Annotated in this window: 20 protein-coding genes; 12 read left to right on the top strand and 8 right to left on the bottom strand. The window is 41.8% G+C overall.

Annotated features, from left to right (window positions below):
• Nucleotides 1-16 precede the first annotated feature (16 nt).
• Complete coding sequence (locus PI95_RS14050; RefSeq protein ID WP_039748867.1) at nucleotides 17-1,327, top strand: proton extrusion protein PcxA; 1,311 nt, start codon at nucleotides 17-19, stop codon at nucleotides 1,325-1,327.
• 202 nt (nucleotides 1,328-1,529) lie between these two features.
• Here PI95_RS14050 and PI95_RS14045 read toward each other — a convergent pair whose 3' ends face one another.
• Entirely contained in the window at nucleotides 1,530-1,832 is a 303-nt protein-coding gene (locus PI95_RS14045; protein WP_039747772.1) for an acylphosphatase, read from the bottom strand.
• A gap of 151 nt (nucleotides 1,833-1,983) precedes the next feature.
• Here PI95_RS14045 and PI95_RS14040 point away from each other — a divergent pair, with 151 nt between their 5' ends.
• The 3 genes from PI95_RS14040 to PI95_RS14030 all read left to right on the top strand — a co-directional run bounded on the left by PI95_RS14040 (nucleotide 1,984) and on the right by PI95_RS14030 (nucleotide 5,549).
• A complete protein-coding gene (locus tag PI95_RS14040; RefSeq protein WP_039747770.1) occupies nucleotides 1,984-2,358 on the top strand; it encodes a DUF1823 family protein in 375 nt (124 codons plus the stop codon).
• A 313-nt stretch (nucleotides 2,359-2,671) separates the two neighbouring features.
• Nucleotides 2,672-4,330: an alpha-amylase family glycosyl hydrolase gene (locus tag PI95_RS14035; RefSeq protein ID WP_039747768.1), complete on the top strand. Its 1,659-nt coding sequence runs from the start codon at nucleotides 2,672-2,674 to the stop codon at nucleotides 4,328-4,330.
• Nucleotides 4,331-4,502: 172 nt separating this feature from the next.
• Entirely contained in the window at nucleotides 4,503-5,549 is a 1,047-nt protein-coding gene (locus tag PI95_RS14030; protein ID WP_039747766.1) for a 3-deoxy-7-phosphoheptulonate synthase, read from the top strand.
• Nucleotides 5,550-5,734: 185 nt separating this feature from the next.
• Here the strand turns inward: PI95_RS14030 and PI95_RS14025 are convergent, their stop codons facing one another.
• Entirely contained in the window at nucleotides 5,735-7,645 is a 1,911-nt protein-coding gene (locus PI95_RS14025) for an acetate--CoA ligase family protein (RefSeq protein WP_039747764.1), read from the bottom strand.
• 531 nt (nucleotides 7,646-8,176) lie between these two features.
• Here PI95_RS14025 and PI95_RS14020 point away from each other — a divergent pair.
• The 3 genes from PI95_RS14020 (at nucleotide 8,177) to PI95_RS14010 (ending at nucleotide 11,366) form a co-directional block, all read left to right on the top strand.
• The gene (locus PI95_RS14020) at nucleotides 8,177-8,380 is read left to right on the top strand and encodes a hypothetical protein (protein WP_039747763.1); all 204 of its coding nucleotides are present in this window, start codon (nucleotides 8,177-8,179) and stop codon (nucleotides 8,378-8,380) included.
• Between the two features lie 305 nt (nucleotides 8,381-8,685).
• Nucleotides 8,686-9,528 carry a cyanophycinase gene (locus tag PI95_RS14015; RefSeq protein WP_039747761.1) on the top strand — a complete coding sequence of 281 codons (843 nt, stop codon included), beginning with the start codon at nucleotides 8,686-8,688 and terminating at the stop codon, nucleotides 9,526-9,528.
• Nucleotides 9,529-9,695: 167 nt separating this feature from the next.
• Nucleotides 9,696-11,366, top strand: a complete 1,671-nt coding sequence (locus PI95_RS14010) for an alpha-amylase family glycosyl hydrolase (protein WP_039747759.1) — start codon at nucleotides 9,696-9,698, stop codon at nucleotides 11,364-11,366.
• A gap of 8 nt (nucleotides 11,367-11,374) precedes the next feature.
• Here the strand turns inward: PI95_RS14010 and PI95_RS14005 are convergent, their stop codons facing one another.
• The gene (locus tag PI95_RS14005; RefSeq protein ID WP_039747757.1) at nucleotides 11,375-14,977 is read right to left on the bottom strand and encodes an AAA-like domain-containing protein; all 3,603 of its coding nucleotides are present in this window, start codon (nucleotides 14,975-14,977) and stop codon (nucleotides 11,375-11,377) included.
• A gap of 452 nt (nucleotides 14,978-15,429) precedes the next feature.
• Here PI95_RS14005 and PI95_RS35215 point away from each other — a divergent pair, with 452 nt between their 5' ends.
• Both PI95_RS35215 and PI95_RS13995 read left to right on the top strand, forming a co-directional pair.
• The gene (locus tag PI95_RS35215; protein WP_201280444.1) at nucleotides 15,430-16,377 is read left to right on the top strand and encodes a hypothetical protein; all 948 of its coding nucleotides are present in this window, start codon (nucleotides 15,430-15,432) and stop codon (nucleotides 16,375-16,377) included.
• Between the two features lie 333 nt (nucleotides 16,378-16,710).
• Nucleotides 16,711-17,136 carry a mannose-binding lectin gene (locus PI95_RS13995; protein ID WP_039747755.1) on the top strand — a complete coding sequence of 142 codons (426 nt, stop codon included), beginning with the start codon at nucleotides 16,711-16,713 and terminating at the stop codon, nucleotides 17,134-17,136.
• A 186-nt stretch (nucleotides 17,137-17,322) separates the two neighbouring features.
• On the opposite strand, the gene PI95_RS13990 is transcribed toward PI95_RS13995, so the two are convergent.
• The gene (locus PI95_RS13990) at nucleotides 17,323-18,741 is read right to left on the bottom strand and encodes an AAA-like domain-containing protein (RefSeq protein ID WP_039747753.1); all 1,419 of its coding nucleotides are present in this window, start codon (nucleotides 18,739-18,741) and stop codon (nucleotides 17,323-17,325) included.
• 266 nt (nucleotides 18,742-19,007) lie between these two features.
• On the opposite strand from PI95_RS13990, the gene rpsO reads away from it, so the two are divergent.
• The 3 genes from rpsO to aroF all read left to right on the top strand — a co-directional run bounded on the left by rpsO (nucleotide 19,008) and on the right by aroF (nucleotide 21,031).
• Entirely contained in the window at nucleotides 19,008-19,277 is a 270-nt protein-coding gene (rpsO, locus tag PI95_RS13985; RefSeq protein WP_039747752.1) for a 30S ribosomal protein S15, read from the top strand.
• 11 nt (nucleotides 19,278-19,288) lie between these two features.
• On the top strand, nucleotides 19,289-19,750 hold the full coding sequence (locus PI95_RS13980; RefSeq protein ID WP_039747750.1) for a PAM68 family protein: 462 nt from the start codon (nucleotides 19,289-19,291) through the stop codon (nucleotides 19,748-19,750).
• A gap of 225 nt (nucleotides 19,751-19,975) precedes the next feature.
• Nucleotides 19,976-21,031: a 3-deoxy-7-phosphoheptulonate synthase gene (gene aroF, locus PI95_RS13975; protein WP_039747748.1), complete on the top strand. Its 1,056-nt coding sequence runs from the start codon at nucleotides 19,976-19,978 to the stop codon at nucleotides 21,029-21,031.
• A 48-nt stretch (nucleotides 21,032-21,079) separates the two neighbouring features.
• Here aroF and PI95_RS13970 read toward each other — a convergent pair whose 3' ends face one another.
• From PI95_RS13970 to PI95_RS13955, 4 genes are all read right to left on the bottom strand, one after another.
• Nucleotides 21,080-21,967: a hypothetical protein gene (locus PI95_RS13970; RefSeq protein ID WP_039747747.1), complete on the bottom strand. Its 888-nt coding sequence runs from the start codon at nucleotides 21,965-21,967 to the stop codon at nucleotides 21,080-21,082.
• Nucleotides 21,968-22,037: 70 nt separating this feature from the next.
• Nucleotides 22,038-22,628 (bottom strand): DUF1517 domain-containing protein, encoded by a 591-nt coding sequence (locus PI95_RS13965; protein ID WP_039747745.1) that lies wholly within the window; start codon nucleotides 22,626-22,628, stop codon nucleotides 22,038-22,040.
• Nucleotides 22,604-22,747, bottom strand: a complete 144-nt coding sequence (locus tag PI95_RS13960; protein WP_163518882.1) for a hypothetical protein — start codon at nucleotides 22,745-22,747, stop codon at nucleotides 22,604-22,606. The genes PI95_RS13965 and PI95_RS13960 overlap by 25 nt, the downstream gene beginning before the upstream one ends.
• A gap of 62 nt (nucleotides 22,748-22,809) precedes the next feature.
• The gene (locus PI95_RS13955) at nucleotides 22,810-24,366 is read right to left on the bottom strand and encodes a pentapeptide repeat-containing protein (protein ID WP_039747743.1); all 1,557 of its coding nucleotides are present in this window, start codon (nucleotides 24,364-24,366) and stop codon (nucleotides 22,810-22,812) included.
• Nucleotides 24,367-24,395 lie beyond the last annotated feature (29 nt).

Raw genomic sequence — 24,395 nt, 5'->3', positions numbered from 1 at the left:
TAAGATTATGTCTGCGATGAAGTCCTCTTTTTTCACTAAAAACACAAATTTTCTCCGACAAAAAGTTAAAAAATACTGGGACTCCAGTCATAAATGGTTAGTAAATACACCAGAAAGAGCGCTAGAAGAAGCTTATCAAGCGGCTCAGATAATTAAAAACATCGAATTAGAACACTTTGGCAACCAAAAAATATCTCCGGAGTCAGTAAATTATACTGACAATGTAATGTCTTATTGGCAAGTTTATCTAAATAAAAACTTAACTATTATCAAAGCGAAGTTAGCTGAATTTCGCTTGGCGCGTTCTATTACAAATACCTCTAATCCCGTTTTTTTAGAGAAGCTAAATTTTATTGATGAGGTGATCGCTAAGTATAGCCAAGATGAAGCAGTAGACGCGCAACATCAACTAGCATATCCGCAAACATCTAGCACCATCGCTCCCATTGAACCACTACAAATTAAGCGCGACGAAATGAAAAAGCAACCAAATTCATCTAATATAGATGCTAACAAAGTTCAACCTGTCATGAAAAAAACCGGATTTTTACCTAGGTCAATTGGCAGAACATTTAATAAAATCAAAAGTGATTTTAATCCGCAATCAGAGCAGCAATTTGTCAAAGATTACCGAGTTTCTAGAAATAGAACAAGAACGGCAGTAAAATTTTTGGCAATGCTAGTTCTTGTACCGCTTTTAACGCAAATATTATCTAAACAATTAATAATAAGTCCTATATTAGAGCGCGTTAGAGGTGAAAATACACCGGAAATTTTCCTGAACTCGGAAATGGAAGAAGAAGCACTCCAAGAATTAAAGATTTTTGAACGAGAACTGAGATTTAACAATCTAATTCATGAAGCACCGCTGCTTTCTTCCGAAGCAATAGAAGAAAAAGTCAAAAACAAAGCACTTGAACTTGCCGAAGAATTTATTGGTAAAAGCAATAATGCCATTAGCAATGTTTTTGCTGATTTGATATCACTAATCGCTTTTGGCGTAGTCATCGCTACAAGTAAAAGGGAAATTGTAATAGTCAAGTCTTTTATGGATGAAATTGTTTATGGTTTGAGTGATAGTGCTAAAGCTTTTTTAATTATTTTATTCACAGATATATTCGTGGGATTCCACTCACCACATGGGTGGGAAGTTATTCTAGAAGGATTATCAGAACATTTAGGTTTACCAGCAAATAGAAGCGCAATATTTCTATTTATCGCTACATTTCCTGTGATTTTAGACACGATATTTAAATATTGGATATTCCGCTATCTCAGTCGTTTATCTCCGTCAGCATTAGCTACTTTGAAAGAAATGGACGAGTAATGAATAATTAAAACTTATAGTACTTACGCACAAATAATAGCCAAGGCACATTATACAGTAGCGGTAATTCATGAATTACCGCAAATAAGCGACTTTGTTGATCGCGCTCATTTCTGACTTAAAAAAATATCAATGCCTAGAAGTGAGATAAAAAATATTTCTACAAAAAGTTTAGTGTTTAAATATACAAATACTTTAACTTTTACATTGAAAAACGCCTAACTTCAAATCCCTGCAATCCTTTTGGTTCTTCATACTCAACCACTACATCTTGAACCATAGCAGCAGGTGGTCCAGAATGACACCAGCGAATCATCTCTTCTACAACATTCTCCGCTCCCTCAAAGACGGCTTCCACGCGATTGTCTGGGAGATTTCGCACCCAGCCGTGCAATCCCAACTGGGTGGCTGTATCGACAGTAGCGTAGCGATAACCTACTCCTTGAACTCTTCCCGTAATAAATACGTGGGCGCAGATTTGCGGCGATGCTGTAAGACTTTCCATTGCATAACATACTATTGACGATATCCAGTTTACCTGCTTTATTGACATAATATCTACTTTTTTATCGCCAGCCTCAACTAGCAACTAACTTTTGTACAGACGTTCCAGTGGAACGTCTTTACCTAACAACTAACTATTTTTCATTTTCCTTATGTCTAACCTGCCTCCACTCAATACCGAAACCATTTGGGCAATTCTTAATGAAGAAATTGATGATGTCATAGTTAACAAATTGGTATGGCATTACTTAGGCTATCGCTACGACGAAACAACCGGACAATGGGACACTAGCAAAGTGTTACCAGAATGGCGCGATGAGTACCCATCACCGCCAGATTTTATTGAAAATCGCCCCCCAACAGTCAAATTGACTCGTTCGATTCCTGCGGAAAATAAACAATTGCTGAAAGAACAATTAGGTTTCAAAGGTTATAAAATCGGTGAATTTGGACCTCGACAAACTCGCAGGGCTACGGCGGCAAATTGGTTGTTAAGTTACATGCAACATAACAGCAAATCTAAGTAATCAAGGAGATTAGCAATTTGAAATAAGTAGGTGGGCATAAATAAACGGAATTTTGTAGTAAGCGGTATCCCTTAAAACTTTGATATGAGCGGTAAACCGCTCACTACGAACTATACCTAAGGAGTATTGACAAGTAAGTATAACCTGTTAAATGAATAGCTAGGCGATCGCCACAAAAAAAATCAAGTCTCCCTCCAAAAATATATCCTAAGATAGAGGTATTACTTATGTAATTACTTCGCTAGAGCTATTGGCTAACTTCAAAAAAAATCCGAGAATACGAACAATCACACTTTTTCCTACAAATACTTTCATGGCAAAGCCAATTGAATTTAACTTATTTGCACCATATAACGAAGGAGCAGCGTTAATTGGTTCTTTTTCAGATTGGAAAGAAATTCCAATGGAAAAAGGCGATGATGGTTATTTTCGTACAACTGTTGAATTAGAAGACGGCGATTATCAATATAAATTCCGCGTTCAGTCAAAATCGTGGTTTTTTGAACCAGATCAATGGGTGGATGTCACCGATCCTTACGCAACTGATATTGATGAAACAACTGGTAAAGATAACGCTGTCGTGCGGGTTAAAGATGGTGAAAGAATTGTTGATACTTACGTGTGGAAACACGACGATAAACCTTTACCTGCTGACCATGAATTAGTTATTTATGAAATGCACATTGCAGACTTTTCTGGTGGTGAAGATGACCCCTACGCACGAGGAAAGTATAAGCATGTTGTAGAAAAATTAGATTATCTATCTGAATTAGGAATTAATGCTATTGAGTTGATGCCACTCAAGGAATATCCTGGTGATTATAGCTGGGGATATAATCCTCGCCACTTCTTTGCTACAGAATCAAGTTATGGTTCTACAGATGGATTAAAACGTTTAATTGACGAGTGTCATGGTAGAGGCATTCGTGTCATTATGGATGGTATTTATAATCACTCAGAAGCATCTAGTCCTTTAACACAAATCGACCACGATTATTGGTATCATCATGAACCCCGTGACCCTGATAATAATTGGGGACCGGAGTTTAATTATGAACTCTACGACGAGAATTTAGAAACTTTTCCGGCTCGTAAATTTATCGGTGATACAGTACGTTATTGGATTCAGGAATATCATACAGATGGTATTCGTTACGATGCTGCACGGCAAATTGCTAATTACGACTTCATGCACTGGATTGTTCAGGAAGCGAAAAACACTGCTAACATGAAGCCTTTTTACAACATTGCCGAACACATTCCGGAAACTACTTCTATCACCAATGTCGATGGACCGATGGATGGATGTTGGCATGATAGTTTCTATCACTGTATTTTAGAACATATCTGCGGTGATACATTTGATTTAGAGCGTCTCAAAGATGTAATTGACTGCAAGCGTCAAGGCTTTATGGGTGCTACAAATGTAGTAAATTATCTCACCAACCACGACCACAATCATGTTCTGGTCGAGTTAGGAAATCGTCAGATTTTTGATGAAGAAGCTTTTAGAAGAGCTAAATTGGGAGCTGCTATTCTTATGACAGCAGTTGGTGTACCTTTGATTTGGATGGGTGAAGAATTCGGGGAGTACAAACCGAAAACTCAAGAGTCTGCTAAAATCGATTGGACGCTGTTAGGTAATGATTTAAATCGTGGGTTGTTTGATTACTATAAAGGCTTAATTCACCTGCGTAAAGACAATCACGCTCTCTACACTGAAAATATCGACTTTATCCACGAAAATCCAGAGGCAAAGGTGCTAGCTTATAGTCGCTGGAATGGGGAAGGTTCTCGTGTAGTTGTTGTCGCTAATTTCTCAGAAAATTTCTTAGGTGGCTATCACGTTCCTAACTTCCCTGAAAGTGGTACATGGCACGAGTGGACAGGTAATTATGATGTCGAAGTCGGTGATGACGGCATTTTGACTGATATAGGACCATACGAAGCGAAAGTATTTGTTTGGCAATAATGCCCTAGTTAGATAATAAGCAAAAAAGGGGGAAATATTTCTCCCTTTTTTTGTTAATTTATATTAAAATTAGTGTTTATATATAAATTTGCTATTTTGAAATAAGCTTTGTTCTAATATATCTGTATGAATTTCGACGTGAAGACGTAGCACAAATTACAAAAGACTCCTCATGCACAACAAGTTATTTAACACTAACATTAAAAGTTCCCGCGTTTTATTAACACCAGAGGAGCTAAAAACAAAATTACCTTTAACAAAATCGGCTGAAGAGACTGTTTTAAAATTTAGGCAGGAAATCGGACAGATTCTTGATTTTCAAGATCGGCGAAAATTTATCGTAGTTGGTCCTTGTTCAATTCATGATACCTCAGCTGCGATCGCCTATTCCCAAAAGCTAAAAACTCTGGCTGAGAAAGTCCAAGATAAACTGCTGCTAGTCATGCGGGTTTACTTTGAAAAACCCAGAACAACAGTCGGATGGAAAGGATTAATTAACGACCCCGATATGGATGATTCTTTCCATGTAGAAAAGGGTTTAGTAATGGCACGTACCCTACTATTACAAATTACTGAACTCGGATTACCCGCCGGCACAGAAGCACTCGACCCAATTATACCGCAGTACATTAGCGAATTGATTTCTTGGTCGGCAATTGGCGCACGTACCACAGAATCACAAACTCACCGCGAAATGGCAAGCGGACTTTCAATGCCTGTAGGTTTCAAAAACGGCACTGATGGTAATATTCAAGTAGCTTTGAATGCCCTAGAATCAGCTAAAAGTCCACACCATTTTCTCGGAATTAATCACAAAGGACAAGTTAGCATATTTCAAACTAAAGGAAATGCCTACGGTCATGTTATTTTACGTGGTGGTAACGGTCAACCTAACTACGATGCTGCGAATGTCCAACGAGTGGAAGAAAAATTAAAAGCAGCAGGTTTATCACCCAGAATTGTCATCGATTGTAGTCACGGTAATTCAAATAAAGACTATAGATTGCAGCCTACCGTTTTAGAGAATGTTATTCAACAAATCGTCGATGGCAATACATCAATTGTCGGTATGATGTTGGAATCGAATTTGTATGAAGGAAGTCAATCAATTTCTTCTCAATCAGAAGAATTAAAATATGGCGTTTCTGTGACTGACAAATGTATAGGCTGGGAAGAAACAGAAAAAATTATTTTGGCAGCACATGCAAAATTAAAATAAAGGGATAGCAACCAAATTTGTAGAGACGTTCCGGCGGAACGTCTCTACTGTATATTAGACCTATGAGCAAAAGTCTTTAACACCCCACCCCCAACCCCTCCCCGCTTGCGGGGAGGGGAGCGTTTGCGCTAGCAAATGCGGGGTGGGGTTCTTAATTTTTGATTTATGCAAGAGGTCTATTGAAATTACAAAATCGTGCCGATTTCTTTCAAATAAACCCGTGTAAACGGTTCATCTGTTCCCAAATTGTAGTCTTCAATTAAACCTTTGCGACGAATAGAAACGCTATCTCCTTTCTTAATCACTACTGTAGAACCATCGAAAACATCTCGTGCAAGTATCATCTCGGTTTCAGTGGGATTATCGAGAACTACCATGTTACTTCCTTGGTAAAACATTCCCTCATTTTCCCAAGTTTCTTCATCATACTCGGCAATGAGTAAATCAAGTTTGGGATTGCGTAACAAACTTAAAACGTTGCTGTTGTAATCTTTGTTCAAGATTTTTTTCGAGCGATTCACAAAAACTGCATTTTGACAAACAGCACCTACTGTCCATTCAGGGTGTTGCAAAAGAATATGGTCAATCGTTTCTTGAAGTTCGGAAACTGTGATTTTATTAAAGGTGAGAATTGGTATTCTCGCATCTGTACCCGACTCAAAGAAGGTTTCTAAAATATGAGAAGGTACATCAACACTTTCACCAACAGCAGGATTTAAATGCATTAAAATCCCAGGTGCGGCGTTGATTTCTAAAATGGCAAAGTTGCCGTCTTTCCAAGATTTATCAAGACTTTTGGTAATGACATCAATGCCTAAGCAAGTTAGGCGAAAGTGTTGGGCAATATCTTGCGCCAATATAATATTGTCATCGTGAACTGTGCGCGTAGCATCGATGCTCACACCTCCCGCCGAAAGATTGGCGACTTTGCGAAGATAAACTGTGCGACCTTTTTCGATTACGCTGTCTAATGACAAACGCTGTTCGTCTAAATACAGTTCCATCGCTTCATCGCTTTGAATTTTGCTCATCGGCGAGGTGGGTGTATCCAAACGAGCGGGTTTGCGATTTTCTTCGCGAATTAACTCGCCAATAGTTGAGTATCCATCACCGACAACTGATGCGGGACGCCGTTCGGTAGCAGCGACAAATCTACCATTGACGCACAACAAGCGAAAATCTGCGCCGGAGATGCTTTTCTCAATGATGATCCGCGTTGGCTCGTTTTCGGGGATCGCTTTGAGCGATCGCTCATAAGCCGATTCTAATTCTCTAGAGTCTTGCACATCAGCGGTTACGCCAATTCCTTTATGACCGACAACGGGTTTTACTGCTACTGGGTAGCCAATTTCTCTGGCTACACCTAAAGCTTCTCTTTCGGTAGTGACGATATCGCCTTGAGGTACGGGGAAACCTAAGGTGTTTAAAAATGCTTTGCAGTCATCCTTGCGGGTGGTGAAATCTGAATCTAAATGTGCATCACAATCAAATGTGGTAGCTACACCGCGAACTTGTTTTTTGCCGTAGCCATATTGCATCAATCCTTCTTCCCATAAATAATAAGTGGGAATACCTTTTTCGTATGCGGTGCGTAATAAGGTGTAGACTGTGGGACCTCCGTAAACAGATTGCCGAAATCTGTTTTGCAGCATCCGCATTTGCTCTTCAAAAGCAACATCTTCCTTTTGGGTAATCGCTTCAAACCAATCCCAAACGAAGTACAGCACCGATCTGGTGGTGCGTTCGTGCAGCGATTGCACGCTGATTTTTTTGTAATTTGGGTATGCTTTTACACTCCAACGGTTGAGGTGCAAACCCATATCCAGTTTGCCGACTTCTGCGACGGTATGGGCAAATAAATCGGCATGGGAATCGTATGTTTGCTCTTTTATCTGGGGGTAGCGATCGCCAATTACAGATACATAGTCCTCAATCGGCAAAGGCTGATTAGACTCTGTGAGCGCAAAATTAAATACTAGCGCTCCTGCATCCAAATACGGATTTGCTCCCATGTAATGCTTGAAGCCGAAAACGTCGAAAACATCTGTTTTTCTAGCATTGACGCGAACTGCATCGGTGCTTTTTTCTTGAATCATTGATTTATATACCTTTGGCTAAACACCCTTTAATCTCAACGCTAAGGATAATCAAGCAAAAAATAACCAAAATGCCCAAATTTCCGAAATTTGCACTTTTTGAGCGAACACGCCCTTCAATTCACTACTGGTGCGTTATTAACAAAGTATTTTCACCCAATTTTGGTATTTACATTTTGCCCAATCCATGATAATCCTCTGCGTTGACTCAGACTTTTTGATTGTAGTAAAATTATTCCCGAACCGTGTTTTTAGTGCGCTCTTCTCCCAAGGGGAGACGCTTCGCGAACGTAGCTTACCGTAGGTATCGCTTTGTCTTTAAGTCAAAAATCAAACTCAATATTTCTGCTACCATAGCCTATCCTTTATACCATAGTTTTTAAACTATCTCAGGGCATAGAATCCCGGTTTCTTAGAGAAACTGGCATTCTGGTACGTCACCAAATATATAACCTTTGAAAGGTGCAGTTTGCAGATAATATTGTTTATAAATAATAAGTTATAAAAGAAAAATTTAGGAGACAGCCGAGAATGAATAGCACAAAAGCTGCTCTTAGAAATGAAGTTCGACACCTCGCTGAAGAAGCATTTCATCGCAAACTTATTTCTGGTTATGGTGATGGTGCAGACAGCAAGGAGTTCCAAATTTTATTCGAGGGCAAACCCAGACATCTGCCATTAGAACAGGCACGTTCTTTCTTAAACGGCTTGCTTTTCAGTAGTTCTATTAGGTAGCTTTTTTGCTGAGAAATCTACCCGGAGATGTAGAACTTTTTTACACAAATTAAGGTGCATTTTCTCACATCTTACTCACGATTCGATGAAAGCGATCGTCAGTAAGATGTTTTTGATTCAACCAGAATTAGAAAAACTTTATAAGCAAAACTATCAGTTTTCTTTCTTCAGCTTTAGCAGCGTGCCGTAAAAATATACTACATTTGATATTTAATTTTTGTATCTAAATCTACCATATGGATGTTTTTCTAGTTTAAATTGTCGTGTTTTATTAAAAATAACAGACTTAAAAATCCGGAGGCATCATGGCGGCGACTGAAACCAAACGGCAGTTGGTGATTATTGGCGGTGCAGAAGACAAAGAAGGCGATTGCCAGATCCTGCGTGAGTTTGTGCGACGTTCTGGCGGCACCAAAGCCAGAATTGTCATTATGACAGCAGCAACCGAACTGCCAAGAGAAGTAGGGGAAAATTACATCAGAGTGTTTGAGCGGCTGGGAGCAGAGAATGTTAGGATAATTGACACCGAAAGCCGTGAAGATGCATCTTCATCCACAGCGCTGGAAGCAGTTGACAAAGCTACAGGCGTATTTTTTACAGGAGGCGACCAAGCGCGGATTACCAGCATCCTCAAAGGCACTGAACTTGATACCGCAATTCACAAACGCTGCGCTGAAGGAGTTGTCATCGGTGGCACAAGCGCCGGAGCAGCTGTCATGCCAGATGTGATGATTGTGGAAGGCGACTCAGAAACAAATCCTCGGATTGACATAGTAGACATGGGACCCGGTATGGGTTTTTTACCTGGGGTGGTGATTGACCAGCACTTCTCACAGCGCGGACGCTTGGGACGCTTAATTTCAGCTTTGCTGATAGAGCCTGCTGTGTTGGGATTCGGCATTGATGAGAATACGGCAATGGTTGTTACTGATAACCAATTTGAAGTGATTGGGCAAGGTTGCGTCACCGTCGTCGATGAATCAGAAGCTACACATAGCAACATTGACGACATTTTGAAAGATGAGCCTTTGGCGATTTGCGGAGCCAAGCTGCACATTTTGCCAAATGGATATAAATTTGACTTAAAAAACCGCAAACCTATTTTAGATAATCAGCCTGTGGCAAATGCCTCTGTACCTGTTGGTTAGATAAATACTAACTTTTAGCAGATGCATAAAGATTGAGCGGGAAGTAGCGTTAACAACTTCCCGCTTTTTTATTTATTAATATTACTTTAGAAAGAAGCTTAACATAAATTTATATTAGAAAATAATTTTCAGACCAGGAACTATAGTATTTTTTTTAAAAGGTGGAAATGGCAAGTGTAATTGAATTTAATTTGTTTGCTCCTCGTAACAAAAAAGCAGCTTTAATTGGGTCTTTTTCTGATTGGAAAGAGATTCCAATGCAAAAAGGCGAAGATGGTTATTTTCGTACTGAAATAGAAATAGAAGACGGTGTTTATGAATATAAATTCCGCGTTCAAAGCAAAAGTCCAAATTTTCAACCAGATGAATGGGTGGATGTAGTTGACCCTTACGCCACAGATGTAAATGATGAGAAAAAAGTCAGTATAACGCGGGTCAAAGATGGTCAGCGAATAGTTGATACTTATGTTTGGCAGCACGACGATAAATTATTGCCAGGAAATCATGAATTAGTAATATATGAAATGCACGTTGCCGATTTTACAGGTGGAGAAGTTGATCCTCACAAACGCGGCAAATATTTAGATGCGATTGAAAAGTTAGATTATCTGCGCGAATTGGGAATTAATGCAATAGAATTAATGCCAGTAAATGAGTATCCTGGCGATTATAGCTGGGGCTATACAGTGCGGCACTTTTTCGCTACAGAATCCAGCTACGGATCAACAGAAGATTTGAAGCGGTTTATTGACGAGTGTCATGCTAGAGGCATTCGGGTTTTCATGGATGGAATTTACAACCATACAGATGGAGAATGCCCGCTAATGCTGATTGACCGGAATTATTGGTACTACGAACACATGCATTATCCGGAAGACCAGAATAATTATTGGGGACCGGAATTTAATTATGATAATTATGACGAAAAATTAGACGTTAAACCTGCTTGGAAATATGTTGGGGATGTGGTTCGTTATTGGGTTCAAGAGTATCACATTGACGGAATTCGCTTTGATGCGGTGCGGCAATTAGCTAACTTTGAATTTTTGGATTGGCTGGCACAACAATCAAAAAAGAATACTGCACCCAAGCCATTTTATAATATTGCCGAACACATTCCCGATACAAGCACCGTGACAGCGCCAGAAGGACCGCTGGATTCTTGTTGGCATGAAAGTTTTCGTTACTTTATGCTTCCTCACATTTGCGGTGAAACATTTGAATTAGACCATCTGAAGGAGGTTTTAGACCCGAAACAGCAAGGTTATGCGACTGCGATAAATGTGATAAATTATTTAGCAACTCACGATCGCGAACATTTATTTAGAGAATTAGGCGATCGCGGCATTTTTGATGAAGCTGCATTTGTCCGCGCCAAGTTAGGTGCTGTACTGTTAATGACAGCAATGGGTATACCAATGCTGTGGATGGGTGAAGAATTTGGCGAACATAAGCGCAAAAGCCAAACCGTGACTCAGCCGAAAAAAATAGCCTGGGCTTTGTTGTCAAGAGACGAAAATCGCGATTTATTTGAATATTACAAAAAACTAATCGCCCTACGCAAGCAAATTCCAGCTTTGCAAAGCGATAATATTGAGTTTTTCCACGAAAATCCGGAAGCGAAAGTACTCGCTTACACCCGCTGGAATTTCCAAGGTTCTCGCGTCGTCGTCGTGGTAAATTTCTCTGACCAGAATTTCCCAGAATATCAAATTCCCAACTTCCCAGCGGCAGAATCTTGGCAAGATTGGTTGACTGAAACTTCTGTAAAAGTTGATGAAAATACTCTAACCACTGAGATAGCGCCATTTACGGCAAAAATATTCGTTTCTCAGTAGTAATTCTTCTAAAAATTTGGAGAGGCGATCGCCTTCTTTGCATCCTTCCTTCTATTATTGCAAAGGGAGCGATCGCTCTTCTCCACTTCTTTATTAGTTTTCAAATAATCCCGCACCAGACCGCAACCATAACTCAATGCATCTAGGTTGAGAATTCGCGGCAGATTCCACAGAATGAGTGTGTTGTCATCACCTCCTGAGACAAGCATTGTCCCGTCTGGGCTAATGGCAATATCCCTAATAGCTGCGGTATGTCCTCGCAGAGTCGTTAGTTGGGTACCATCAAGTTTCCAAAGCTTGATAGTATTATCCACGCTGCCAGAAGCCACGATCCCCCCTTCGCCCACGCCCCCCTTTTTAAGGGGGGTTGGGGGGATGGGACTAAACGCAACTCCCCAAACCGCAGCTGTGTGACCTTTGAGAGTTTTCAGCAACTTGCCATCAAGCGTCCACAGCTTAACGGTATTGTCGCCACTTCCAGTAGCTACCATTTTACCGTCTTGGCTAAAACCAACTCTCCATACTGCCGCTGTATGTCCTACAAGGGTTTTAAACAATTTACCATCAAGCGTCCACAGTTTAGCAGTACCATCGCCACTAGCTGAACCAACCAGCCGACCGTCCGGACTAAATACGACATGCCACACTTCCGCTTGATGTCCTTTGAGAACCTGCGGGGAAGGACGATCTCTATGCCATATCTGAGCAATCTTGTCAACATTTGACATTGCGATCGCTTGTCCTGAGGGACTCAATACTGCTGCTAAGAGTTTACCGACAGGATCTTTGTAAGTAGCAACCAAAGTGCCGTCTGGCTTCTGGAGTTTTATCCTATCCCCGTAAGTGCGAAGAGCAATTAACTTGTCATCGCCACTGAATGAAGCTTCTGAGATTGCGCCCCCAGATTCCGTGAAAGTTTTCAGCAATTTACCTTGGCGACTCCAAAGTTTAGCGGCGTTTTCGTGGCTTGCTGTGGCGATAGTCGAACTGTCGGAGGCGATCGCTATTGACCAAATCCCGGCTTGATGGGCAATGATAGACTTCTGGAATGGATTCTCTTTCTGCCAGAGTCTGACAACGTTTTCTGCACCTGCCGAAGCAATAAAGCTGCTGTCAGGGCTAAAAGTTACTCCCCAAACGGACGCACTGTGTCCTCTAAGCGTCCTCAGTTGGGTGCCATCAATGTTCCAAAGTTTAATCGTTTTGTCGAGACTGGCGGTGGCAATAGTCTGACCGTCGGGACTAAAAGCAACTCCCCAAACCCCGGCACTGTGACCAGTAAGAGTTTTATACTGACGGTAGCTTCCATCTGTGCTGTCTCGCTGCCAAAGTTTGACGGTTGTATCTTCACTCGATGAAGCAATAATCTGACCGTCAGGGCTGAAAGCGACTCCTACAACCCAACCGGTGTGACCTTGGAGAGATGGTAGGCGCTTGGCATTTTGCCAGCCCGAAGCGTCTCGTTTCCACAAGTTTACTGTCCCGTCTAGACTTGTGGCAGCAACGATATTACCATCAGGACTAAACGCGACTCCCCATAACGCCCTTTTGTCACCTTGAAACGTTCTTAGCAGCTGACCGTCTCGCTTCCAGAGTTTCACAGTTGTGTCCCAACTGGCAGAGGCAAAAAACTGACCATCCGGACTAAATGCTATCCAGACCGAAGCAGTGTGACCTTTGAGAGTTCTTAGCAGCTGACCGTTTCGCTTCCAGAGTTTAATGATACCATCTTCACTAGCCGAGACAAGCAGCTGACCGTCAGGGCTAAAATCGACTGCCTTAACTGCTGCGGTATGACCTTTGAGAGTTGCAACTTCTCTACCATCACGTCGAATTAGCTTAATTGTTTTATCTATACCTGCTGAGGCAATCAGAGAACTGTCAGGACTGACATCTACTGCCAGAACAGCTGCTGTATGACCGGAAAAACGGTTGTACTCATCTGCTCCATAAACTGCTTGCCGTAATGCATTTTCTACCTGACGCTCAAGATTTGTCTCTGGTTTACGTAGTTTTTGCAGTCTACGTTTGGCTTTAATTGCTTCTACAAGCGCATCTAATCTGCGATTTGAGGCAAAAAGTCCTTCAGAAGAAGATACAAGCGCTTCAATTTCGCTGCTTCTGGCTTGAGTTTCGCTTTTGATAGCTTGGCGGTACAGAATGAAACTGCCTAGCCCCAAACTGCTAGAAACGAGCAAGCCGATACACACTGCAACTAACAAAAACCTTTGTAATTTAGCCGTTTTTTTTTCTTGTGCTAGTCGTGCTTCTACCTCTTTCGCTCGTGCTGCCTCTAATGCCGTTTGCACTGCTCGCTGTTCGCATTCAATACTTGCGGCGAAAAATTGATAATCCAAATCGCTCAGACTTTTGCCCTGCGCCCAATTTTGAGTATCTTTTAGAGCCTGTCCTCGCAACAGACGCGATTCATCTTTATAGCCAGATGCTACCCATGCATTAAATGCTTGAGAGTAAGGACGCAGATTGTCTAGTTGTCTTAACACCCATTGAGCATTAAAAACACTTTCATATATGGGATTTTTAATTTTGAGATAGCCGTTGTGTTTCTCGACTAAACCAGATAACAACAGTTCTGTCTGTTCTCGACTGTCGTCAGTCGGGACACCAGAAGTTTGATTCTCTTGTGCTTGCAACACCCGCTGATAAAGACCTAACAACCGTCCTGCCCGCTGTTCCTTGAAAAGTAGGCGATCGCGAATCGTGCGGAGGTGTTCCGGTTCATCTTGTGATTCCCAGTGTTGTATAATGTGCGATCGCACAAATTGCTCTACCCAATATGCTGCGGTTTCTGGAGGTAAAACAATTTTTCTATTTGATGTCTCTAAAGCTGTTCGGACAATTAACTGACAGAGTTTTTGAGTCAGAAATGGTTGTCCCCCTGTCCAGTAGATAATTTCCCGCAGCACTGAAGAGGGTTGGCTGATAACTTCCTCTAACCCTTTGAGCAATGGTTTGGCTTCATGCAGTTGAAACCCATATAACTCAATCGCTGTACCAATGTTAAAGGGTGTTCGACGTTTATCAGCAATTAGGTCAGATGGACTAGCTACCCCAAATAGGGCAAATCCCAAGCGTTGGAAATTCCGGTCATGTGCCTGCTGATTGTAGCAATGACGAATCCAGGCAAAAAAGTCATTGACAGGAAAACTCAAACTCAGCAGACTATCAATCTCATCAATGAAGATGAAAATGCGATCGTTTTGAATATTTGGCAGTAAAACTCCTTCAACAAACTGGTGTAGTTTTTGCACTGGGGAAATACCGACTTGCATATCCCACCAATTTTTAAACTTGACGTGTTCCCCTAGATTGAAGTCGTAGAACAAGCTGAGGATGATACCTTTGTACCATTGTTCTGGTGTAGTATTCTCGCTACCCAATCGAGTGACATCCAAGTAAGCACAGCTATAGCCTTCTTCCACCAGACGATAACTCGTGCGTTGTAATAACGATGACTTGCCCATCTGGCGAGAATTTAAGACATAACAAAAATCGCCGGCTTTCAAGCTGGTATAAAGTTGTTCGTCTGCTTGACGGACAATATATGTGGGATCGTTACTGCGGAGGCTGCCTCCTACCTGGTATCTCATCTCAAAGTGTGATTAAAATTAGCTCTTTCAAGGTGAAGCGTAAGCACAAGCTCTATAAAGGGAGAGCAAAACTTGCCATTTTCGTCTGGTTTAGCAACTATTGTCTCACTATTTCCGATCTGCTGCTCCTGTATTCTCTTAACTGTCTTAACTGTCTTAACTGTCTAATTGTAGGTTATTAAATTCTTTTTAACTGTCTACTTAACTGTCTTATCTGTCCTTGCATTTTCTCTATAAAAGCAAGAGTATGTATATACGGAGTTAAGGCAACTTCTACTCACAGCTTTGTCAAACAGGACACGCGCTCAAAGCGCGATTATATACTCTGCTGCAATAGTATTGAGCCACAGACTAATGTCTTGTGGCGAACTATTGTACTGAGTTGTCTGTGTGTTGACAAAGAAGGAAAAAGCCTCAATATCCATAATTCAGTCATTTAGGAAATTCAAATTATGACAACCACAACCGCACCAAATCAGACAACCAATAGCACACAAGTAACAACCGTGTTGACAGTTGCCAAGATTGCATCGGGAAGAACCCAACCAGGTGCAACCAATTGGCAACAATCTAACGATTATGTTTATGTGGATGTTGACACCAGTGCTGCTGGGTTTGCTCAAACACCAGTATACGTAACATCAATTGGCGGTGATAGCAACCATTTCGGAACCACTGGAGCTAGTTCTGTCTACAGTGCTACCGCCACAGGCTTTCGTATATTTATTAGATGGGAGAAAGACTACAAGACTACAGCTATTACCCCAGAAGAAGCCAATGGTTATAAATGGCATATCAATTGGATTGCCATTGAGCCTTTCTCACAGCAAGGACAAGGAACCAGCACTCAACCATCCTCAACAACTGCTCTTATTTATGGTAAAACGTACCATATTCAGAACGGTTACGCAAATTGGGGAGGAGGGTACTTAGACACTTGCAATCATGCCGCTGGAAATAAATATGATGTATCAACAGCTAATACCCCCACTAGAGCTCAGGGTACTGGTACATGGAAAATAGTTTCCGCCAGTGGCAAGCAAAATGGTACTCCTGTCCTAGTTGGTGACAATATCTACTTGCAGAATCAATATCAGGGTGATGGTGGGTACTTAGACACTTGCAATAATGCCACTACAGGAAATAAATATGATGTATCAACAGCTAATACCCCCACTAGAGCTCAGGGTACTGGTACATGGAAAATAATTTCCAGTGGCAAGCAAAATGGTACTCCTGTCCTACTTAATGACGATATCTACTTGCAGAATCAATATCAGGGTGATGGTGGTTACTTAGACACTCGCAATCAAGCCACTGGAAATAAATATGATGTATCAACATCTAATACCAAGGAAAGAGACAATGGTAGTACTCACTGGCGTTTTATAGACTTGTAGTAAGCATTCAGGTGGTCGGTTAGGGCAACAGAGATGGCTGGGCTGTCGAACAGCAATCTTTGGTAGTTCTAAACATCTAAAGGCAGGCAACATTATCCCATAATCAAGGAGATTTGTAACCTTCAAATCTCCTTGATTCTTGAATTTTGTTAAACAATTGTTGATAGTTGTTTTGCAAAATAGGCACGGTAGAGTTCGCAACGCGGTAAAATGCGATGTCTACGACGGGCGTAGCTGGGGCACTCATGTTTGAACCTTAATTATTGACAAAGCTCAAATAACCATTTAGTCTAAACACTTAGAAACATTTCAAACAAAAGAGGTTAATAGAAAATGAAGAAAGTCTGGCTACTACTGAGAGTTGCTATGGTCTTTTTGTTTGCTTTCGTTATGTCACTTAACTTTGTTGTTGATAAAGCGATGGCGACAGGTCAATTTAGCCTAAGCTGTGACAAAGACAACATAGAGCTTGATGGTTCAACCCTATCAACGAAGTGCCAAAAAAGTAATGGCGATTCTCAGCAAACCTCCATCGACTTAAATCGATACATTGGCAACCACGATGGAAAGTTATCCTGGGGTGATAAGGATTTTTCTAAAACATGCAAGAATACTGGTCTAGCACAGTTGCTGAATACCAGACAATTAATACTCGTTGCTGAATGTCAACCAGCAGACGGAGGAAATACATATTATCCATCAGAGCTTGAGCTAGATGCTCACATTGTCAACGCTGAAGGCACCCTAAAATACGAATAATTGTAGTCAGCGTGTGTGCAGGTTGGGAAAATCTCAACCTGTAATTTGTTTAGGTCGCTTCTTGTAGCAGGTCTTCTAGGGTGATTTTTTGACAGCACAGATAATTTGGTAAAAACTTTAATGGGATGACTGAACTCTTGTAAGCCGATTATTCAGGGAATTAAGAGTGGTTTTAAACCTCCATTATTAAACAATTGCCGATAGTTGTTTTGCAAAATAAGCGCGGTAGAGTTGGCAACGCGGTAAAATGCGATCGCCCTCAAAGCAAATCAATCCCATACTTTCGAGCTTATAAGCCTCTATAGGATCAAGAGAAATACTTTCCTGGGTCGTGACAACTTTCTCATATATCTTTGCCAGACTGGGTGTTTCTTGCAGTTTCGCCCACTGTCGCCATAAAATATAGCGGTAAATGCCCCCGTTGTCAAGTACCTCCTGCATTAAATCTTCTAAAGTAATTACCCCAGAGCAAATATAATACAGAGCAATCCGAATCAGCGCTGGATGACCCCCTACAAGTGACATCAGTTGAGCAGATTCTTTACCACTACTCCAGTCTAGCCCGTGCCGCTGGGCTAAATATTCTACTTGTTGCTGAGTAAATTCGCTTAGACGGATAGGTAGTCCGATATTAAATGGCGATCGGTTGATATCCAGAGTGGCATAATCTTCTGTAGAGTAAACCACCACTAGCTTGAGCTTCTGCCAATTAATATTTTGTCGTGCTGACTCGCACCACGATCGCAATAAGGCAAAGAACTCACTAGCAATGTGAGGATATTCAAAAAAGCGGTCAACTTCGTTTAACACCAGAACCACTGGACTTTGAATCTGCTTGAGCAAATAGCTCTGCAAGTAAAGGCTACAACTCAACTTACAACCAACTTCCTCATCCCATATATCATTCAGGTTGGGGTCAATGCCTAATTCTGTTGCAATTTGCCAGCAAAAATTACGTAAAAGCTTATTTAAGTCAGTTAGACAATCAGAATCTATCTGGTAGCAATTTAGATTTACTGTGCTATACCCTTGCTTTTGTGCAAAGGCTAACAGTCGCAGCACCAGAGAAGTCTTACCCATCTGTTTGGGGGAGCGAATCCGAATCACACAGCCAGGTTGATGTACCTCATGATAAACGAGTTCCTCAATTGGGGGACGTTCGATATAGAAGGGAGAATCCAAAGGTACGGGTCCATCTGGGTATGACCAGAGATTTTCAAGTTGGTCAGGCTGTTCATTAACAAATGAGTCTACGGATAAAGACTCAGACGAATTTACTTCTTCTGTATCTAAATTCAACGAGAGCGCATCAGAAGTTTCAGTATTGTTCGGTTCACTTAGTATTGCATAGTCTTCATTGCGTAATTCCAAGTTAAAGGTGCTAAAGCACAATTTTAAAGTTTTTTGGTCTACGCCTGTATCTAAAGACCACAATCGCGAGAGTGTTTTGCTAGAAACATTCATGCGATCGCCTAGCTCGTCGAGAGTCAAGCGGATGCCGTTGTTCTCTGCCATCTCCACAGCCAAAATCGCATCCTGTAAACGCTTCAGCCCAACAGGAGTCAGCACAAATCCCCGCCTTCGCGTGCCCTTAAGTGCTTTCATATCGCTATTTATTAACCTGTTTTTTGTTAAGTCTATATCATTCTTCCACTTTTTAATCAGTTATAAAACTGTTACTTAACGTACATATAATTAAACACAAGATGCTTTCTGGCTTGTAGTTGGGGTTTTAGTGCTAAAACGCCAAACACTAGCATTAATTTATTCATGCGTATCTACTTCAAAGCGTAGCAGCAAACGTGATTCCACATACAGCGTGAGGGCTATGATATTATGGGAAACTGCTGCATATATAAATAGAATCCATCATGGCTTTAACGCAAGAGCGCAAACAAGAGATCATCACCAATTACCAAGTTCACGAAACCGATACAGGCTCTGCCGATGTGCAAGTTGCCATGCTGACAGAGCGGATTAACCGTCTCAGCTTGCATCTCCAAGCAAACAAGAAAGACCATTCTTCGCGCCGGGGATTGTTAAAGCTTATCGGTCAGCGCAAGCGCCTTTTAGCTTACATCCAAAAAGACAGCCGGGAAAAGTATCAAGCTTTAATTGGTCGTCTCGGTATTCGTGGATAGGGACTACGCTTATGTCTGCTGAAGAATCCGAACGCAGTCAATTGCCCTTTGAACCGAAGAAAAAACGCCAAAAAGCGGCTAAATCTCAAAATAAGCCGATTGTTAAGCAAGAAGCTGAGAAGGTTGACAAAAAGCGTTACACCAAAGAAGAAATGGCAATCCCCAAGGTTGTCAGTCAGCGCATGATTAGACGGGTCGCTGGCTTCTGTGGTGTACCAACATTTTTAGGCATTGCCACCCTAGTTGTTAGCTATCTGCTAGCTATTTACGCCCACATTAGGCTACCTGCGATCGCTGTGTTACTAGTTAACATGGGATTATTCGGTTTAGGAGTGTTAGGGATAACTTATGGTGTCCTATCTGCCTCTTGGGACGAAGAGAGAGTTGGGGGTTTGGTGGGCTTAAGTGAGTTCAGCACCAACTGGGGACGAATGGTCGAAGTTTGGCGGGAAACTCGTCAAAAGAACGTATAATTATCAGCGCTCAGGTATTAGCTTTTGCACTGTTGGGTAAATTTTAAAGTAAATGTTGAAGTTGAAATTTTAGATAATTTTTAGAACTTCAACATTGCTAATTAAAAATTTATAATTTTTTTGAAACCCAAAATACAGTTACAAAACAATCTGAGCGCTATATTTTTTCATAGATTTTGTTAAGTAAATATAGATAATAGCAATTAGCGATAAAGGAAATTTAACATGATTGTAGTCATGAAAATTGGTTCCCCAACCGAAGAAATTAACCGCATTGAAGAGGAACTGACTAGCTGGGGACTGACACCCGAAAAAATTGTTGGTAAACACAAAGTTGTAATCGGCTTAGTAGGTGAAACCGCTAATTTAGACCCACTACAAATTCAAGAAGTCAGCCCTTGGATTGAGCAAGTGTTGCGGGTAGAATTGCCTTACAAACGCGCTAGCCGCCAATACCGCCACGGTGAAGCTTCTGAGGTAGTGGTGGATACACCTAATGGAAAAGTTGTATTTGGTGAACACCACCCAGTTGTCGTTGTAGCCGGTCCCTGCTCGGTAGAAAATGAAGAAATGATTGTGGAGACGGCACAGCGCGTAAAGGCGGCAGGAGCGCAGTTTCTGCGGGGTGGAGCGTATAAACCCCGGACTTCGCCTTATGCTTTTCAAGGACACGGCGAAAGTGCTTTGGAATTGTTAGCGCAAGCGCGAGAAGTCAGCGGACTCGGTATTATCACGGAAGTGATGGACTCTAGCGAGTTAGATAAAATTGCCGAAGTTGCTGACGTGATTCAAGTTGGGGCGAGAAATATGCAGAATTTCTCGCTGCTGAAAAAAGTGGGAGCGCAACCCAAACCGGTGCTTTTAAAGCGGGGAATGGCAGCGACAATAGAAGATTGGTTGATGGCTGCTGAGTATATTATGGCGGCAGGAAATGCGAATGTGATTTTGTGCGAGCGGGGTATTCGCACCTTCGATCGCCAATTTACTCGCAATACTTTAGATTTGTCGGTGGTGCCAGTGTTGCGAAAAGTGACACACTTACCGATTATGATCGATCCCAGCCACGGCACAGGTTGGTCTGAGTTTGTGCCTTCAATGTCAATGGCTGCGATCGCATCCGGATGTGATTCTTTGATGATAGAGGTTCATCCCAACCCCCCCAAAGCCTTATCTGATGGTCCCCAATCTCTCACACCAGAACGTTTCGACCGTTTGATGCAAGAACTTGCCGTGATTGGTAAAGCAGTTGGACGTTGGCAGCAGGCGATCGCCATAGCATAAAAAAATTAGGAATTGTAGAGACGCGAGGAACATCGCGTCTCTACTTTATTAACGTCGTCTACCAGAACCAAACGAGCGGCTTGGTGCAGAACGCCTGCCGCTACCAAAACCACTACTAGAAGGACGTCTGATGGTGCTGGATCTGCCAGAAGGTCTTAAAGTACTGCCGCCATAACCTGAACCGGTGGCGCGGCTGTTGCCCGTGGAAGGACGCGGTACAGTACGTACATTAGAACTACCAGGATATGACCTTCTAATCGATCCTGTACTGCGGAAAGCAGTGCGGTTTCTCTCGACTGCGGGTGGCGCATTGTAACGAGTTCGGTAATTACTAACCGCTTCACCGTAGCTGCTACCATAGCCGCCGTAGCCTCTGAGCACCCCTCCCGGCTGATAAGCTGGCGGTACATAGTACTGAGGTCTAAACAACAAACTACCGATCGCCTGTCCTGCTATGCTACCAGCCACAGATCCAGCAAACGGCGCCCAGAAGCTATTTTGTTGTCTGACTACAACTGTTTCCTGCTGTCCGGTTTGCGGATTTGTTCTATTTTCGGTGACATTATGGACATATTCAATTTTGAAGTCTGGTGTCAAATATAAAGCTGGCTGACCGTTTTCTACTTTTAGGTAACTTTTCTTACCTTGGTTAACTTCATCATCGGTAAGCCGTGCCATTTGCAGATTTTGCGATTTAAAAGCTGGGGGGTTAGCATTAAATAAAAATAGCGTGTATTCCCCATTGCTATCGTCGAATGTAGCTTGTTGCACATCATACTGACCATCACTCAGCTTTGTGTTAGTTGATGTTTGGCTAGCATTCCTAGCTTGAGGAGTAGTAGCTTGATTTGAATTGCCGCCGCACCCGACAGTTGTCAAGCACAAACTCAGTGCTAAAAAAACGGCTGTAAATTTACGCATTATTGACATCAGCATTTTACTATTATCCTATCTTCGAGCTTAACAAGTTATTCATTCCGGCAGTAAGTAGGGACTACCCTACAAGTTACAAGGGAATCAATTCTGGGTAATATTGCAACAACTGATCGTTGCTTAGTTCGTCACCTAGCTGCGCGGGCGAAAAATGTACCTGGACTGCTCTTAGTTTATGTTTGTAATGCAAGTTTATAATCGCTTTCAATCCATCTTTTAGGGCTGCAATGTTAGAAAGGTCGCTTTCTAATTCTGGTACTTCTCCTTCATAAGCTAATGTAATCATTACAATTACATTGCGCGTCACAGGTATAGATAAAGGTTCATTCGACCTATTAGAACTAAAATCTGGTTCACTCAGATAACGTTCGGCGGAGTCGGTAAATAATTCATTTACATAATCTCCTGCCTCACCTTCACTCCAAAATACATCTCCTTCATTCGCCGCAGAAGTCCAATATTCATCGTATTGCAGTAGAGTTTGGCAGAGTTCTACCAATCCTTCTCCTAAAACTTCTACGTCGCCATCGACATCAATTGCTTGGCGTGCCCCTCGATTTAATTGTCCCAAAATCGGTGCTACTTCAGATCCTGCTAAATGTATAAACAGGCGACAGACTACATAGCGAGTCCGACCCATCATTCTATTAAAGCCATCGCGCATTTTTGATTCTCCTTCAATTTGTTGGTTGTTGGTTGTTGGTTGATAGTTGTTAGTTGATAGTTGTTGGTTGTTGGTTGTTGGTTGTTGGTGGTTAGTTGTCCCAAATAACTCTTAGCCACTAACCACTAACTACTATCCACTAACCACTATCCAAATTCCACTATCCACTCTCCACTCTCCACTAACTAATATAATGAAATCCTTTAACGAAATCGACAATTGTGTTTAACGAAGGTAGTATAACATTGCTAGATGTGTTAGAGCTTTCATCATATGAAGGATTAATTGCTCCGCGATTAATAAATTTTTTCCCAAAGTTGGGATGGTCATGCACAATCAAAGTGTGAGCGCTGGAATTTGTTAATATAGTTTGGGTAGGTGTTTGAAAGAAGTTTAATTTTGCTGCTATTTCTAGAATTTTTTGCATTTGTCTAATTACATCGGCATTATTTCTAGCTTCTTCTATCAAAGCAGATAATTGCTTGGTGCGATCGCTCTTATTTTCTCTCGCAGAAATATCTTCATTTTTAACTATTTCTACAACTTCATGAATATTTCTTTGGGTAGTTGCGGCATCTTTAAAAGGAAGAATGGCAATGTAAGCTGTGGGAAATAAAGCTGCGTCGCTATCTACGCGAAAGGTGAAAACAGTCCGACGCCGCCCGATTTCCATGCTGGGGGGTTGTCTGAGTTGCCGATATTGCTGACTTATTTGATAATAAGCGCCAGCAAGGGCAAAATGTGCTTCTGGTTCTAGAGCCGCATCTACGATAATGCGGATTGTCGGCGAAGTTTCGTTAAAAAAGTCTGGTGAGTCAACAGAGGTAAAATGTTGGATAATTGAGCGATCGCCTGTCGGACTCAAATCAACCCATTCGCAAGTTATACCTTCAGTTTTTAAACCAAATCGTGAGGTAGCGTAAAGTTTTGCCCCAGTTAAAGTCGCTCCGGTTAAATCTGCGCCTACCCATTCTGCCTTAATTAATCTTGCTTCTGATAAATCAGCGTGTACCAAACTCGCATTTGTTAAATTTGCATTACTCAAGTCTGCGCCAATTAAGTTTGCGCCACTCAATTTTGCCTCGCTTAAATCTGCCCATCGCAGATTCGCACCGCTTAAATCTGCCCATCGCAGATTCGCTCCACTCAAATTAGCACCTTTGAGGTTAGCTGCTTTCAAATTCGCTTGTCTGAATTCGGCTTCTCGGAAATTTGCACTTTCTAGGTCAGTACGACCCAGATCGGTGACGTTGAAATTAGCTTGCTCGCAATTAGCTTGCGTCAAACAAGCACCTCTAAGGTTCGCCTCGCTCAAATTAGCGCGACAAAGTACGGCACGACGCAGTGTAGCTTCTCGTAAATCGGCGCTGCTAAGATTTGCTTCTAAAAGGTCAGCGTGACTGAGATTAGCGCGAATTAACTCGGCGCGGATCAGCGTTGCAAACCTGAGATTAGCGCGACTGAGATCGGCGCGAATTAAATTTGCTACGTTGAGACTGGCACCCTTTAAGATAGCATCGCTGAGATTAGCACCACTCAATCTTGCTACATTCAGCTTGGCATAGCTTAAATTTGCTTGACTGAGATTTGCCCCACTGAGGTTTACCACACTCAAGTTAGAGCTCGTAAGATTCGCACCACTGAGTTTAGTGCCACTCAGATTCGCTTCCTTCATGTCAACACCACTAAAGTCTGTGACTCCGAAAGCGTATTTTTCCAGTAATTCCTCTACAGTCATGAATGTCACCCCTCGAATGCCAAGGCTAA

Origin of the sequence: Hassallia byssoidea VB512170 (assembly GCF_000817785.2) — a bacterium.
In the GTDB taxonomy this organism is placed as follows: Bacteria; Cyanobacteriota; Cyanobacteriia; order Cyanobacteriales; family Nostocaceae; genus Hassallia; species Hassallia carrinoi.
This window is presented reverse-complemented; position numbering and strand designations above follow the sequence as displayed.

Excerpts from the sequence above, each read along its gene's own strand:
- PI95_RS14050 (WP_039748867.1), top strand. The coding sequence starts at position 17 with ATGAAGTCCTCTTTTTTCACTAAAAACACAAATTTTCTCCGACAAAAA.
- PI95_RS14045 (WP_039747772.1), bottom strand. The coding sequence starts at position 1,832 with ATGGAAAGTCTTACAGCATCGCCGCAAATCTGCGCCCACGTATTTATT.
- PI95_RS14010 (WP_039747759.1), top strand. The coding sequence starts at position 9,696 with ATGGCAAGTGTAATTGAATTTAATTTGTTTGCTCCTCGTAACAAAAAA.
- PI95_RS13955 (WP_039747743.1), bottom strand. The coding sequence starts at position 24,366 with ATGACTGTAGAGGAATTACTGGAAAAATACGCTTTCGGAGTCACAGAC.
- PI95_RS35215 (WP_201280444.1), top strand. The coding sequence starts at position 15,430 with ATGACAACCACAACCGCACCAAATCAGACAACCAATAGCACACAAGTA.
- PI95_RS13970 (WP_039747747.1), bottom strand. The coding sequence starts at position 21,967 with ATGCTGATGTCAATAATGCGTAAATTTACAGCCGTTTTTTTAGCACTG.
- PI95_RS14025 (WP_039747764.1), bottom strand. The coding sequence starts at position 7,645 with ATGATTCAAGAAAAAAGCACCGATGCAGTTCGCGTCAATGCTAGAAAA.
- PI95_RS13995 (WP_039747755.1), top strand. The coding sequence starts at position 16,711 with ATGAAGAAAGTCTGGCTACTACTGAGAGTTGCTATGGTCTTTTTGTTT.
- PI95_RS14015 (WP_039747761.1), top strand. The coding sequence starts at position 8,686 with ATGGCGGCGACTGAAACCAAACGGCAGTTGGTGATTATTGGCGGTGCA.
- PI95_RS14005 (WP_039747757.1), bottom strand. The coding sequence starts at position 14,977 with ATGAGATACCAGGTAGGAGGCAGCCTCCGCAGTAACGATCCCACATAT.
- PI95_RS14030 (WP_039747766.1), top strand. The coding sequence starts at position 4,503 with ATGCACAACAAGTTATTTAACACTAACATTAAAAGTTCCCGCGTTTTA.
- aroF (WP_039747748.1), top strand. The coding sequence starts at position 19,976 with ATGATTGTAGTCATGAAAATTGGTTCCCCAACCGAAGAAATTAACCGC.
- PI95_RS13990 (WP_039747753.1), bottom strand. The coding sequence starts at position 18,741 with ATGAAAGCACTTAAGGGCACGCGAAGGCGGGGATTTGTGCTGACTCCT.
- PI95_RS14020 (WP_039747763.1), top strand. The coding sequence starts at position 8,177 with ATGAATAGCACAAAAGCTGCTCTTAGAAATGAAGTTCGACACCTCGCT.
- PI95_RS14035 (WP_039747768.1), top strand. The coding sequence starts at position 2,672 with ATGGCAAAGCCAATTGAATTTAACTTATTTGCACCATATAACGAAGGA.
- PI95_RS13965 (WP_039747745.1), bottom strand. The coding sequence starts at position 22,628 with ATGCGCGATGGCTTTAATAGAATGATGGGTCGGACTCGCTATGTAGTC.
- PI95_RS14040 (WP_039747770.1), top strand. The coding sequence starts at position 1,984 with ATGTCTAACCTGCCTCCACTCAATACCGAAACCATTTGGGCAATTCTT.
- PI95_RS13980 (WP_039747750.1), top strand. The coding sequence starts at position 19,289 with ATGTCTGCTGAAGAATCCGAACGCAGTCAATTGCCCTTTGAACCGAAG.
- rpsO (WP_039747752.1), top strand. The coding sequence starts at position 19,008 with ATGGCTTTAACGCAAGAGCGCAAACAAGAGATCATCACCAATTACCAA.